The following is a 12,972-nucleotide window of genomic DNA, read 5'->3' on the forward strand; positions in this document are numbered from 1 at the left end:
CTGACAAGTGCCAAAGCAGAAGGCCGCTCCCTCACGGGAACGGCCTTCAGTTTTTTACCGGTTGCTGCGGCATCGGATTGATGACCGGGTTGCCGTCCTTGTTGCGGGTCAGGAACACCGGCAAGACTTTGGGCAGGGAACTGGCGAAGCTGTTCAATTCCTTGATGTTGTAGATCCCGCCGACCCGGATCGAGCCAGTCGAGTTGTCGGCGAGCATCAGCGGTTTGTCCAGGTAACGGTTGATCTGCGGCAACGCTTCGTTCAGCGACAGGTTGTCGAGCACCAGTTTGCCGCTGCGCCAGGCCAGCGAGTTGTCGTTGGCGTAGGTCTGGCTGATTTGCGGCATGTCGTCGCCGTGCTTGTAGCGCGCCTGCATCGAGGGCCCCAGACGCAAGCCGTCACCGGCCAGTCGGGAATTGCTGGTGACCAGCACGGAACCCTCGATCAGGTTGACCTTCACCTGATCCTCATACATCCAGACGTTGAAGCGGGTGCCGGTGACGCGAATCCTGCCTTCGGCGGCCCTGACAATGAACGGGTGGCTCAGGTCGTGGCTGACTTCAAAGAACGCCTCGCCTTTTTTCAGGGTGACGCGGCGTTCGTCCTTGAAGTTGCTGTAGGTCAGCTCGGTGTTGAGGTTCAGCTCGACCTGACTGCCGTCACCCAGGGTGACATGGCGGACGTTATCGGTGGCCGCGAAATGCTGATAGCTGTTGGGCAGCCAGCCGAGGTTCCAGCCGGTCCAGGCCGCCAGTGGCAAGGCCAGTGCGCAGACAGACGCCGCAACGGCGTACTGGCGCCATGAGCTGACGGGTTGGCGAATCGGCACAACCGGTGCGGGTTCCGGGCGCGGCAAGTGTTCAGCCACGTCCCAGATTTCCAGCATCGCCTCATACTCGAACGCGTGAAGCGGGTGTGCATCGCGCCATTGTTCGAACGCCAGCCGCTCTTCGGCGGTGCAGTCGACGGCGTGCAGACGCATGCACCAATGCGCGGCGGCATCGGTGATCGCATCGTATTCGGCTTCCGAGAGGGTGTTCTGGGTCATTGACTCATCCTGATTTCCCGCATTCTAACCTTGGGGGGGAGGTGTCGAGAACAACCGTCATGGCATTTACCCATCAAACTTGGAACTTTTTTTCCCTCAGACGCCCCAAAAAACAGGACGTCCCGCGAACATTAATCATAAATGGAGTGAAAAAATGATCAAAAGAACCTTGGCCGCTTTCGTCGCAACCGCCAGTCTCCTGAGTGCCGGTGCGGCGCTGGCCGACCGCCCGGGCGCTGGATGGATCACCATCGAAAAAGCCATCGAGATCGTCAAGACCAAGGCCGGTTATGTCGAGGTCTACGAGATCGAGGCCGACAACAACGGCTATTGGAAAGGGGAAGGGCGCAAGGCTGATGGCGTGGTGTACGAATTCCGTATCGACGGCGCATCGGGCAATGTCCTTCGTGACCGGAAGGATTGAATTCAACGCGGTTGAACGGAATGCGCAGGTATCGAGCCTGCGCATTTTTTGTGTGGATCAAGGGGACGATGCAACTTCCAGCTGCCGGCCCACTTCGCAGATCAGCAGCGCGATCGAATCGGCGTTGTGCAAGATGACACCGACGCGGGCATCCGATGTTTGTTGATCCATGAACGCATTGCGCGCCCCGTTCATGGTGGTGCTGTGCGTTTGCCTGAATATCTCCGCGGCCGTGGCCTCTTTTTCGGGAATTCTGTCAAAGTCAATCCAGACCGCGCGCTCCGGGTTCCATTCCGCAAACAATTGCGCCCGGGGAGTGGCCAGTGAAAGCGCCATTCTTCGTTCGTCCTGCAACTCCTGGAGCAGCTTGGCGCCGTCGGGTGTCACGGACGAAATCAGGTCACAGAAAGGCTCTCGCCCGCGTACGGTTGCGATATCCCAGGCGTTGCTCAGTTGATGGGCGAGTTCGTGGATCAGGGTTTCGGCTTGTGCGTGGCCGTCGATATCAAATCCAGGCGCAGTGACGGGCACGTAGTCCCCCAGGTCCTGGTCAAAAAAGTGCTGGGTGAAATGGACCTTGTTCTGCTGGTCGCCATCGAGGACAAACGCGATCACGTCGTGAAACCACCTGGTGGAGCCGACGATGAAGCGGTCGGTGTTGAGCAGATCGTCCGTCGGGTCTACCAACGCATTGCAGATCGGCAGGATCGCGGTCTTGATCCTGGACAGGATCTGCGTTGTGACTTTCGGGACATCAAAGAACTCCATGAGAAACCGGTTGACCCGTCCGCCGGGCACAACGTTGATGTCCAGGATGGCCAGGTTATGCAGGCAGTTGAACGCATAATCCCGGGCCAGTCCCACTGCACGCCCCAACACCCGGGCTTTTTCAGGGTAGCGCCGGGTGATTTCTTCCATACCGTGGGCTTCTATGTTGAGCATCGTGCGACGAATCCGAGTGTATTTGCTGTGCTCGAGCATTCGGGAAAAGGCTTTGCCGTAATGAACAGTCTGGCCCGGCGTGATCCGCACCATCCGTGAGTCGGTCTTGCGCAGTGACGGGCCGCGCTCTTCACCCTTTGCCAATTGCCAGTCCGAGCCGTTTTTGACGACCCGGTACACCTTGCCGTCCACCGCGGCATAGCTGCGGTTGTTGGATGTCTTCTGGTACACGCCCTGGGTCGCACTGAAGGTGAGGTCCTTGAGCGCTACGTCGGTTGCTTCGAAAGGCTGCAGCAGTGTGCGTTGTGGCGAGGTCAGTTCAATTTCGTCCAGGCTCGGCGCAACCACCTTTTCGAGCTTCTGCGCACCGGCTTCGGTTGCCTGTTCACCGACGTCGGTGACAACTGCGCTTTCGGCGGACATTTCAGGCAAAAGGCCGACGGTGACCATTTGCTCTGCGCCATCGATAAACGACTTCAGCGCCTTCTTCCAATGATGATTCTGCAGGGCCTCGGCCGAATCCTTGAAGTCATCGTAGGCTTGCCAGAGAAAGCGCCCATAGGCGAGTTTGCCTTGCAACACGTCCGCGACCTGTCGGATGTCATCACTGAACAGGACTTTGGCGTTTTCCCAGTCGGATTGCCCGTCGCTGTCGCGCTGCGAAGCGAGCATCTGCTTCAACAGCTCGAGATTGTCCTGATACAGACGTTCCAGCAGGTTGCCGCCAATCGGGCGGTAGTCCAGCGTCATTTCGCTGGTCTGTCCCAGGCTGCTGGCAAGCAGGCTGCGGAAGGTCGCTCGCTGCGTCTGCGGTAAACGGCGAAGCAACAGGTTTTGCAGAAAACCCGGAGTATTCAGAGCGGCAATCAGGGCTTTCTCGTCGAAGAATTCGTGAAATGCCTGCTCGGCAAACGGGGTATAGAGCAGCACTGGCCCCTTGTGGGCGGTGCCGGGTGCCAACACATACAGTCCGCATGCCTCGACGGCAGTAGCCCCGGCGGTCTTGACCAGTGACAGTGGACACACCATGGCGTGTGTGCCGGCGACGGCGGCACGGGCGATGGCATCCGGCATGTCCAGCGCCTGCCGAATGTAACTGAACGCGGTTTCGGACAAATGCTGCTGCAGTTTCAGCGCGTGAGCATGCTGCAGCAATTGCCAGGGCAACTGACGGAAGAAAATCTGCTGCCGGGCGAGCCCGGCAACCGTAGTCGTCGCCAGTGCCTGAATGACTTTTTCGCTGTAGCGGTTGGGAATTTCGAGCGACAGCAGCAGTTGCCTGACGGCGCTCTGATCCAGCCCTTTGGGCAAGGCGCTGGCGTTGATCGACGTGACTTTGAAACCGGTGCCTTGGGCGATGTTGATGTGATTGAGGGCAAACTCGACCAGGTTGCGCGCAGGGCCGGCCAGGGCCAGATTGGGTGATATCCGGATGTGGCGAGGATTGATCCGGCTATCGGGGAAGCGGCTGTCGAGCAGTGATTTCAGGGTTTGTTCGACATGGGTCACTAGTGTCGGCACACCTGTCAGGTAGTCCTTGTCGTCGACGACGCTCTGGCGCCATTGCTCCATTAGTTCGACGTGCAGTTTCTGCTCCGCAACCGCCGCCATGCCGAGCCAGGCCGGGTAGGTCTGCTGTGCAGCGATTGCCCGGGCATGGGCCGTGGCCAGTTTCAGGTTGGTGTGAAAAGCCGGCTCACTCAACGCTGTCAGCGTCTTGCTGCGCCGGGCGGGATCCTTGACGCGGCTGCGCACCTGCTCGCAGCGCCCGAGAAAATGCTCGATGGCCGATTGCATGCGGTTGTGCAGCACGTTGTGTTCGATGAACTGAAACGCCCCCAGGGAATAGCGCTGATGCAGCTGAAACTGTGCAGGCAGAATGTTCTCCAGCAATGACAGGCGTTGCACGTTATGCAGCAGGCGTTGCTCGAGCCTTTGCCGGGCAACCGCGACGGTGTTGAATACTTCAAGCCCGAGCGCGGGTGTCCACAGTACCGCGCGACCGGAGTGCCGGGCGTCGAGGCCGCCACGCTCGGTCATCAGCAGGCAATGGGCGAGCGGCAGCAGGTTTTGCTGGCCGGCAGACTGCAGGGTGAGCCCATAGGCATCCGGACGAAAACCCTCCAGCGCCCGGCGCAGTGCGCGGGTAGGCTGGTCGGGGTTGACCACGGCATCGACGATCGCCCGCGCCGACGCTTGCAGCGTACCGTTCAATGCTCGCAGCCGGGCTTCGCCGGTCACCCCGAGAAACCAGGCATGGCCCAGGTTTGACTTGAGGTTTTCGAGAAACGGTCGCTGGACTTCCAGGGTTGCCATCGGTTGCGTCTTGAGTAATTCGCCGAGCGAAGCTTCAACGCTGCTGAACGTCTTGATCGCGGCACGCGCCTTGTCCGCCAGGACCAGGGACGGCTGTTGATTGCCCGACAACACCGGTTGCGTGCTCCAGCGTCCAGCGCTGTCGAACTCGAGCAGACGCGCATGAATCATCGAGCGAATGTCCAGGCTCTTGTCGAACAGGGCGTGCAGATTCACCGCGCCATCGCTGTGGCGAAACACCTGCAAGGCGTACTCGATGTTTTGCCGTTGCTTGGTGATGATGGATTCAAAGAGGATCTTGAAGACCTCTCCAAGGACCCGCTCTCCCGACACCTGCGGCTGATCGAAGCCAATGAAGCGATTGCGCTCGTCCAGGCTGAGCAGGCTGTAGAGTTCGTCTTCATGCCCCTTGGCCATGAACTTGCTCAGCAGCGTCTGTTTCAGATCGCTGTAGTCGGTGAGTACCTGCAGGCCCTGCACCGGCGTGTAAAGGAAGGCGTGGGTGCCGCTAATCATCAGCGAACCCGCCAGTTCGACGTAGTTGGCTTCACGTTCCCAGAGACGCACGGTTTCGGTCAATGGACGAATGGAGCCGTCGTTGCGGGGCCGTATCAACTGGTGCAGTGCGTTGAATTGCGGTGCATCGAGAATGCCGGTTTCGCGTTTGATCATCCATTCGGCGCGCGCCTGATCCTCGAGTACTTCGGCAAAAAACGTCCGACGCGACGAGCCGTCGCTGGAGGGCGCATCCCAATAGCGTTCCAGATGTTGAAACAACAGCGCCGACAGCTTGCCGGCAGCACTTTTGACGGCGTCTTCCCATTGCAGTTGGTCATCCTGAGTGGCCGTTCTGTCGGGGTGGGTGAACTCACGCAATGCAGCGGTCGGCCATTGCTGGTGGCGGTAATACAACAGCACTGCGTCGCTCAGGCTCATGGATTCGAGCCAATGCCTGTCGGGCGCCGCACGGTCGGAGCCGGTGGCGCCGTCCAGGGTGTAGAAGCCGACGCGGGTTCGGCTCTGCTGCAAGCTGCCGAAGTGGGGCTTGAGCAATTCGTCGAGAATGTTTTCCAGCAGGTGCGTCAGCGTCGGCAGTTTCTCCAGCTCCGTACGCATTGCCTGCGCATTCAACAACTGGCTCTGTTTGATCGCCTCGGTGGTCTCATCGAATACATCACCTTCGATCAGTGTGAACGACACGGAAATCTTTTCCGCGTCGAGCAGCCGTTTACGTTGTGGCAACGACAGGAGCGCAAACAGCGAGGTCTGGTCGTCGGCGTCGTTCAGGCTTTGCTCGAACTGTTGCTTCAAGTCGGCGCGGTCAGCGTATTTCTTGATGCCGTCGAAGGCGGTGTAAAGGATATGGGCCTGATTGACGGGTGTCTGGCTGAGAACAAACGCGCCCGGAAGCGGCACCGGGATTTCACTGCCAACGTTAAGCAGTACCCGCTCGGCGCGCATGGCCGGGGTCTGCTGGCTGCGCAAGTTGTGGGAGGACAGCCTGGCGTGGACGAGCCATCTGAATTCGTGTTCGGACAGACCGTGGGTCTTGCCCAGTTCGGTCCATAGTCCGGGGGAGTCGAAGACTTCGGGGAACAACAAGGGTTTGATGGGGGCTGACATGATCGAGTCTCGATGAGGGGCGCATGCGCGCAGGCGCCGGTGGGTCGAGACGCAAGGCTAGGGCGGGTGACGCTGGCGAAGGTGGTAGATAAATATTGCGGGGTTGACAGGCCACCGGCCGGCCATGGTTAATCCTCTGGCGGGTTGTTCGTTCGCTGTTGTTCCCTCCAATAATTACTCTGGAGCTTCAGATGTCTGCGCCACACGATCATGCGGTCTCGTCCACGGTCTCGCTGGACGAGCTGACTCAATTGCTGGAAACGATTTTCACCCGTCACGGCACCTCGGCCGAAGTCGCCCGAACGCTGGCCGCCAATTGCGCCAATGCCGAGCGGGACGGTGCGCACAGTCACGGCGTATTCCGGATCCCCGGTTATGTCTCGACGCTCAACAGCGGCTGGGTCAACGGCCAGGCTGTGCCGAAAGTCGAGGACGTGGCGTCAGGATTCGTCAGCGTCGATGCCGGCAACGGTTTTGCTCAACCTGCGCTGGCGGCGGCGCGTGCACTGCTGGTGGAAAAGGCCCGCAGTGCCGGGATCGCGGTGTTGGCGATCCGTAATTCCCATCACTTCGCCGCGCTGTGGCCGGACGTCGAGCCTTTCGCGGATGAGGGTCTGGTGGCGTTGAGCGTGGTCAACAGCATGACCTGCGTGGTACCCCACGGTGCCGACCGGCCATTGTTCGGCACCAACCCGATCGCCTTCGCCGCACCCCGGGCTGACGGTGCGCCGATCGTGTTCGACCTGGCCACCAGCGCCATCGCCCATGGCGACGTGCAAATCGCCGCACGCAAGGGCGAGAAACTGCCGGCAGGCATGGGCGTCGACAGCCTTGGCCAGCCGACCTGCGACCCGAAAGCGATTCTGGAAGGCGGTGCATTGCTGCCGTTTGGCGGACACAAAGGCTCGGCGCTGTCGATGATGGTCGAGCTGCTGGCCGCCGCGCTGACCGGCGGCAACTTCTCGTTCGAGTTCGACTGGAAGAACCATCCGGGGGCCAAGACCCCGTGGACTGGCCAACTGCTGATCGTGATCGACCCGAGCAAGACCGCCGGGCAAAGCTTCGCCGAACGCAGTCAGGAACTCGTGCGGCAGATGCACGGGGTTGGACTCAAGCGTTTGCCGGGTGACCGGCGGCATTTGCAGCGGGCAAAATCATTGGCCAGGGGCATCGAACTGGATCAACAGACCCTGTCGCAGCTGCGTGAACTGGCCGGCGAATGAGTGTTTGCCGGACATGAAAAAGGCGAGCCCGAGGGCTCGCCTTTTTTGTTCGCGCTCAGCGGCGACCGAGCAGCAATCCGACCACCAGACCGAAACCGGCGGAAATCGCCACGGTCTGCCACGGGTGTCCGCCAATGTAGCTCTCGGTGGCGTCCACCGCCGGTTTGGTGCGGTCACGCACGCTGGTGACCGAATCCAGCGCCTGCTGCAGTTTCTGGGCGATTTGCCCGCGCAGGGTCTCCGCTTCCTCGCCGACCAGCGAGGCACTGCTCTTGAGCAGTTTTTCCGACTCTTCGATCAGCGCCTGAAGTTCGCTGAAGGCCTGGTCCTTGATTTGGTCTTCGGCGGCTTGAACGGCGGTTTTCCGGGCCATTGGGTGACTCCTTGCAGGTGAATGGACAGTGAACAATGGAGTGTGGCGCGACTTGAAAAGTTGCAGCGATTTTCCATCCGGAGCAAAAACCAACGTCAGAGGTTTCCGTCCAGCGTGTAAGATGTCGCCATTTCATGCAGCAGGTAATTCCCGATGAGTTTCAATCTGGCCGACAAATCCCTCGCAGAGCGCGCCGCGCTGGAAGATGAAAAATCCCGACTGTTCGAACTCTGGCAGAACAATCTGGGCAAAGCCAAGGGCGAAGCCGCGCGGTTGTTCGGCGAGCGCTCCAAGCGCAAGGGCAAGTGGGCCGAATTCGTGCGCGCCGAACTGGACGGCATGTCGCCGCCGGAGTTCGCCAACATGGTGCGCAGTGAAGTCAATCGCCTGATGGCGGCCAACAAGTAATCACTCGGCCCTGAAACTGGCGCCAATCGCTTCGCGCACCGTCAGTACCACCGGATCGATCTGGGTACTGGTGCGCCAGCCCAGTTCGATCGGGTAACGCGGCAGCGCCAGCGGGCAGGGCAGCAGTGCCAGCCCGCTCATTGAAGCAATGGCCTGCGCCGCGTGGGTCGGAATGGTCGCCACCGCATCGCTGCCCTTGAGCAAATGCGGCAACGCCGCGAAATGCGTAGTCGAGGCACAGACCCGGCGACTGCGGCCCAGCGCCGCCAGCCCTTCATCGGTAATCCCGATAAAACCGCCCGACGACACCAGAAGGTGCTCGCGGGTGACGAATTCCTCCAGATCGATCTGTTGCTGGCCCGGCGCCAGGCTCGCCGGATCCACCAGACACGCGTAACCCCCTTCACCCAGCACCTGACGGCTGAGCAGCCGCTCGGCGAACCCGCCGGCGGTGATCGCCAGGTCGATGCTGCGCTCCATCAGCGCCCGGGCGACGATCTGGCTGTGGGTCTGGCGGAAGATCAGCCGCAGTTTCGGCGCGCGGCGGGCGATTTCCTCGATCAGCCGCCGGCCGTAAGCGATCTCGAAATCGTCAGAAAGGCCCACGGTGACCGAGCGTCCTTCGTAGTGATGGGCGGTCGGGTCGACCATGGCCAGGCTTTGCCGGCATTTGTTGAGCGCATCGCTGACAACCGGTTTCAACTGGTTGGCCTTGAGCGTCGGCGCCAGACCCCGGCCGGTGCGCACGAACAATTGATCGCCATACACCTCGCGCAACCGCCGCAAGGCCGCGCTGACCGCCGACTGGGTCACGCCCAGGCGCAACGCCGCGCGGCTGGCGCTGGACTCTTCATGCAGGGCTTCGAAGACTTTCAGCAGGTTGAGGTCGACGGTTGCGATATTCATCTGGCTCATATCATTCAGCAGTGGATCGGTCTTTATTCATGATCCCGTGGCGCCGGAGAATGAGCAACACCTGAACTTCACGGAGTGACCGCCATGCCCAAATCAATCGTTGCCGCCCTGCAGATCGGCGCCTTGCCCGGTGGCAAGGCTGAGACCCTGGATCAGATCCTGAGTTGGGAAACCGCGATCATCGAATCCGGCGCCACGCTGGTGGTGATGCCCGAAGCGTTGCTCGGCGGTTACCCGAAGGGCGAGGGCTTTGGCACGCAACTGGGTTATCGCTTGCCGGAAGGGCGCGAGGCCTACGCCCGTTATTTTGCCAACGCCATCGACGTGCCGGGGGCGGAAACCGAAGCGCTGGCCGGGCTGTCGGCGCGCACCGGGGCCAATCTGGTGATCGGCGTGATCGAGCGGGCCGGCAGCACCTTGCATTGCACCGCGCTGTATTTCGACCCGCAGGCGGGTCTTGTGGCCAAACACCGCAAACTGATGCCCACCGGCACCGAACGGCTGATCTGGGGCAAGGGCGACGGTTCGACGCTGCCGGTGCTCGACACTCAGGTCGGCAAACTCGGCGCGGTGATCTGCTGGGAAAATATGATGCCGCTGCTGCGCACGGCGATGTACGCCAAGGGCATCGAGGTCTGGTGTGCGCCGACCGTGGACGAGCGCGAAATGTGGCAGGTGAGCATGCGCCACATCGCCCATGAAGGGCGCTGCTTTGTGGTCAGCGCCTGTCAGGTGCAGGCCTCGCCGAATGAACTGGGCGTAGAAATCGCCAACTGGCCGGGGGATCGACCGCTGATCGCCGGTGGCAGCGTGATCGTCGGGCCGATGGGCGATGTGTTGGCCGGGCCGTTGCGCGGTGAGGCCGGGCTGCTCACCGCCGAAATCGACACCGAAGAACTGGTGCGCGCCCGCTACGACTACGACGTGGTCGGCCACTATGCGCGGCCGGATGTGTTTGAGTTGAGCGTCGATGAGCGGGCGAAACCGGGCGTACGGTTCACGGTTTGACGGACTGTCGGCGCCGCCATTCTTCGCGGGTGATTTCCCAGATTTCCCGTGGGAAGCGGCCGCCAACGAAGTCGTCCTCATCGGTGCGGATCAAGCACATGCCAGCGCGTTCCGAGAGCTTTCGCGAACCAAGGTTCGGTGCGGCTTTCGGCACGCGCATCAACGGCTGATCGAGGGTTTCGAACCAGTACCGGTTCACGGCTTCGCTGGCTTCGGTCATCAGGCCCTGACCCTGCCAGGCCGGGGCGAGCCAGAACCCACGGTGGTTGTCCGGCTCGTCCATCAGGCTGATGTTGCCGATCAATTGCTCCGGTGCCGATTTGAGGCGAATCGTCCAGTGCCACTCTTTGCCTGCCGCAATGGCCGGCAGCGCAATGTCACGCAGGTAGGTGAGGGCGCCGTCGTCCGGATACGGCCAGGGCACGAAAGCGTTCAGATATTGCACCACTTCCCAGTGGGGAAATTGCTGCTGGATCGCCTCGGCATCCGCGAGTTCAAGCGGACGCAAAATCAGCCGTTCGGTGTACAGCGTGGGAGTGTCTTCCATAAGCCTGCAGCTTCCATGTTTCTGTAGTAAACGCTGCAGGCTACCGCATCTTTACCAGGTTGCGGCACTGGCCCTCGGCAGACTCAGCTTGCCGGTATCGACAAAGCGCATCGTGCCAAACAACCCGCCGGCCAGTTTGCCGCGCAGCACATAGGGCAGGTTGTCGAGGGTTTGGGTCTGGCTCAGGCCCAAGGTCTGGCGCAGCACCGAGAACGCGGAAATGCTCACCGGGACGCTGACGATGGTTTCGGAGAACCGTGGAATCGAGCCGCTCTGATCGCTCACACCCGACGCCAGCGAGTGACCGTTGACCTCCAGATCCAGCGCGATGCCGTTGTAGTCGATGGGCGTTTCGTTGGGATTCTGCACCCGCAGCTTGATCGCAAAGCGCACTTCCAGATCCTGGCTCGGCAGCGGTTCGAGGCCGACCACGTTGATGTTCACCGGGTCGCGGTTGGGGAACAGCGCGCAGGCGCTGAGTGAGAGCAGAAGCAGGGACAGGATGACGGCTTGGAGACGGCGCATTGATGCTCTCTCATTGAAAAAGGGCTGAACCGTCGCCGGTATCAGCCCTTTTTTCATCGAGCGGACAGGATCAACGGTTCAACTGTGCGACAGCGGCCGTTGATGCGGGTTCAGCTTTGGCCGGCAGGTCGGGGTTTTCCATGACCTGAAGGATAGAGGCTTCCGGGTCGAAGTCATCTTCTTCCAGCTCGATGAATTCTTCCGGGAGGAAGATATTCAGCACGATCGCACACAGCGCACCGACGGTAATTGGCGACTCGAAAATATTGCGCAGCGCCTGCGGCAATTCGCGCAGCACTTCCGGCACGGCGGCAATGCCCAGGCCCATGCCGAGGGAAATCGCCACGATCAGCATGTTGCGCCGATGCAGGCCGGCCTCGGCGAGGATCTTGATCCCGGCCACCGCCACGGTGCCGAACATCACCAGCTCTGCGCCGCCGAGTACCGGTTTCGGCATCAGTTGCAGCACCGCACCGATCATCGGGAATAGCCCCAGCAGCACCAGCAGACCGGCGATGAAGAACGCCACGTAGCGGCTGGCCACACCAGTAAGCTGAATCACCCCGTTGTTCTGGGCGAAGGTCACCATCGGCATGCTGTTGAACACCGCCGCCATGGCCGAGTTGAGGCCGTCGGCGAGCAAACCGGACTTGATCCGGCGGATGTACAGCGGGCCCTTGACCGGTTGCCGCGAGATCATCGAGTTGGCGGTCAGGTCACCGGCCGCTTCCAGCGGCGAAACCAGGAAAATCACCGCCACCGGCACGAACGCCACCCAGTCGAAGTTGAAACCGTATTTGAACGGCACCGGCACGCTGACCACCGGCACTTGCGGCAGGTTGGCGAAATCCACGGTGCCCATCAACCACGCCACCACGTAGCCGAGGGTCAGTCCGATGACGATTGCGCCCAACCGCAGGAACGGCACGTCGACCCGGTTCAACACCACGATGGTGCCCAGCACCAGCGCCGCCAGGAATACATGGCTCGCCGCGCCCAGATCCGCCGCGCCGAAGCCGCCGGCAATGTCGGTCATCGCCACTTTGATCAGCGACAGGCCCATCAGGGTGATGATGGTGCCGGTCACCACCGGGGTGATCAGCATGCGCAACTTGCCGATGAACTGGCTCAGCACCACTTCGATGAACGCGGCAAAGAAGCACACGCCGAAGATCGTCGAGAGGATTTCATCGGTGCCGCCGCCCCGGGCCTTGACCATGAAACCGGCGCTGAGAATCACGCTGATAAAGGAAAAACTGGTGCCTTGCAGGCACAACAGCCCGGAACCGACCGGGCCGAAGCGCTTGGCCTGAACGAATGTGCCGAGGCCCGAGACGAACAGCGCCATGCTGATCAGGTACGGAATTTCGCTTTGCAGGCCGAGGGCGCCGCCCATGATCAGGGTCGGGGTGATGATGCCGACGAAACTGGCCAGCACGTGTTGCAGGGCGGCAAACACCGTTGCGGTGAAGTGCGGACGGTCGTTGAGGCCGTAGATCAGATCGTTGTTGCGCGGGGCTTTTTCAGAGACGGTCATGGTGGTTTGCGTGCCGCAATGCGGGGCCGGGTCGGAAAATGGGTGCGCAGGATGCCGTAAGAGGGGAGCGAGGGCAACGCATG

The 12,972-nt window shown here is 61.1% G+C and carries 11 protein-coding genes; 4 read left to right on the plus strand and 7 right to left on the minus strand.

The window, feature by feature from the left end:
• Positions 1-46: 46 nt before the first annotated feature.
• The gene (locus ABTV87_RS14000) at positions 47-1,048 is read right to left on the minus strand and encodes a FecR family protein (protein WP_007957546.1); all 1,002 of its coding nucleotides are present in this window, start codon (positions 1,046-1,048) and stop codon (positions 47-49) included.
• 154 nt (positions 1,049-1,202) lie between these two features.
• On the opposite strand from ABTV87_RS14000, the gene ABTV87_RS14005 reads away from it, so the two are divergent.
• A complete protein-coding gene (locus ABTV87_RS14005; RefSeq protein ID WP_085603990.1) occupies positions 1,203-1,472 on the plus strand; it encodes a PepSY domain-containing protein in 270 nt (89 codons plus the stop codon).
• Positions 1,473-1,529: 57 nt separating this feature from the next.
• Here ABTV87_RS14005 and ABTV87_RS14010 read toward each other — a convergent pair whose 3' ends face one another.
• Positions 1,530-6,353 carry a dermonecrotic toxin domain-containing protein gene (locus tag ABTV87_RS14010; protein WP_433899793.1) on the minus strand — a complete coding sequence of 1,608 codons (4,824 nt, stop codon included), beginning with the start codon at positions 6,351-6,353 and terminating at the stop codon, positions 1,530-1,532.
• A gap of 191 nt (positions 6,354-6,544) precedes the next feature.
• Between ABTV87_RS14010 and ABTV87_RS14015 the strand changes: the two genes are divergently transcribed.
• The gene (locus ABTV87_RS14015; RefSeq protein WP_258713534.1) at positions 6,545-7,576 is read left to right on the plus strand and encodes an Ldh family oxidoreductase; all 1,032 of its coding nucleotides are present in this window, start codon (positions 6,545-6,547) and stop codon (positions 7,574-7,576) included.
• 55 nt (positions 7,577-7,631) lie between these two features.
• On the opposite strand, the gene ABTV87_RS14020 is transcribed toward ABTV87_RS14015, so the two are convergent.
• Complete coding sequence (locus ABTV87_RS14020) at positions 7,632-7,949, minus strand: DUF883 family protein (protein WP_007957537.1); 318 nt, start codon at positions 7,947-7,949, stop codon at positions 7,632-7,634.
• A gap of 153 nt (positions 7,950-8,102) precedes the next feature.
• On the opposite strand from ABTV87_RS14020, the gene ABTV87_RS14025 reads away from it, so the two are divergent.
• Positions 8,103-8,357, plus strand: coding sequence for a hypothetical protein (locus ABTV87_RS14025; protein WP_007957535.1), 255 nt, complete (start codon positions 8,103-8,105; stop codon positions 8,355-8,357).
• Here ABTV87_RS14025 and ABTV87_RS14030 read toward each other — a convergent pair whose 3' ends face one another.
• The gene (locus tag ABTV87_RS14030; protein ID WP_221535450.1) at positions 8,358-9,272 is read right to left on the minus strand and encodes a LysR family transcriptional regulator; all 915 of its coding nucleotides are present in this window, start codon (positions 9,270-9,272) and stop codon (positions 8,358-8,360) included.
• Positions 9,273-9,356: 84 nt separating this feature from the next.
• On the opposite strand from ABTV87_RS14030, the gene ABTV87_RS14035 reads away from it, so the two are divergent.
• Complete coding sequence (locus ABTV87_RS14035; RefSeq protein WP_433899794.1) at positions 9,357-10,280, plus strand: carbon-nitrogen hydrolase family protein; 924 nt, start codon at positions 9,357-9,359, stop codon at positions 10,278-10,280.
• Here ABTV87_RS14035 and ABTV87_RS14040 read toward each other — a convergent pair.
• From ABTV87_RS14040 to ABTV87_RS14050, 3 genes are all read right to left on the minus strand, one after another.
• Complete coding sequence (locus ABTV87_RS14040; RefSeq protein WP_433899795.1) at positions 10,270-10,827, minus strand: GNAT family N-acetyltransferase; 558 nt, start codon at positions 10,825-10,827, stop codon at positions 10,270-10,272. The genes ABTV87_RS14035 and ABTV87_RS14040 overlap by 11 nt on opposite strands.
• Before the next feature lie 51 nt (positions 10,828-10,878).
• Positions 10,879-11,352, minus strand: a complete 474-nt coding sequence (locus ABTV87_RS14045; protein ID WP_007957522.1) for an LEA type 2 family protein — start codon at positions 11,350-11,352, stop codon at positions 10,879-10,881.
• 70 nt (positions 11,353-11,422) lie between these two features.
• Positions 11,423-12,889 carry a nucleobase:cation symporter-2 family protein gene (locus ABTV87_RS14050; protein ID WP_221535447.1) on the minus strand — a complete coding sequence of 489 codons (1,467 nt, stop codon included), beginning with the start codon at positions 12,887-12,889 and terminating at the stop codon, positions 11,423-11,425.
• Between the last annotated feature and the right edge of the window lie 83 nt (positions 12,890-12,972).

It is taken from the genome of Pseudomonas sp. PSE1(2024) (assembly GCF_050990555.1).
Taxonomy (GTDB): Bacteria; Pseudomonadota; Gammaproteobacteria; order Pseudomonadales; family Pseudomonadaceae; genus Aquipseudomonas; species Aquipseudomonas aphyarum.

Coding starts and splice junctions, on each gene's coding strand:
- ABTV87_RS14000 (WP_007957546.1), bottom strand. CDS start 1,048: ATGACCCAGAACACCCTCTCGGAAGCCGAATACGATGCGATCACCGAT.
- ABTV87_RS14005 (WP_085603990.1), top strand. CDS start 1,203: ATGATCAAAAGAACCTTGGCCGCTTTCGTCGCAACCGCCAGTCTCCTG.
- ABTV87_RS14010 (WP_433899793.1), bottom strand. CDS start 6,353: ATGTCAGCCCCCATCAAACCCTTGTTGTTCCCCGAAGTCTTCGACTCC.
- ABTV87_RS14015 (WP_258713534.1), top strand. CDS start 6,545: ATGTCTGCGCCACACGATCATGCGGTCTCGTCCACGGTCTCGCTGGAC.
- ABTV87_RS14020 (WP_007957537.1), bottom strand. CDS start 7,949: ATGGCCCGGAAAACCGCCGTTCAAGCCGCCGAAGACCAAATCAAGGAC.
- ABTV87_RS14025 (WP_007957535.1), top strand. CDS start 8,103: ATGAGTTTCAATCTGGCCGACAAATCCCTCGCAGAGCGCGCCGCGCTG.
- ABTV87_RS14030 (WP_221535450.1), bottom strand. CDS start 9,272: ATGAGCCAGATGAATATCGCAACCGTCGACCTCAACCTGCTGAAAGTC.
- ABTV87_RS14035 (WP_433899794.1), top strand. CDS start 9,357: ATGCCCAAATCAATCGTTGCCGCCCTGCAGATCGGCGCCTTGCCCGGT.
- ABTV87_RS14040 (WP_433899795.1), bottom strand. CDS start 10,827: ATGGAAGACACTCCCACGCTGTACACCGAACGGCTGATTTTGCGTCCG.
- ABTV87_RS14045 (WP_007957522.1), bottom strand. CDS start 11,352: ATGCGCCGTCTCCAAGCCGTCATCCTGTCCCTGCTTCTGCTCTCACTC.
- ABTV87_RS14050 (WP_221535447.1), bottom strand. CDS start 12,889: ATGACCGTCTCTGAAAAAGCCCCGCGCAACAACGATCTGATCTACGGC.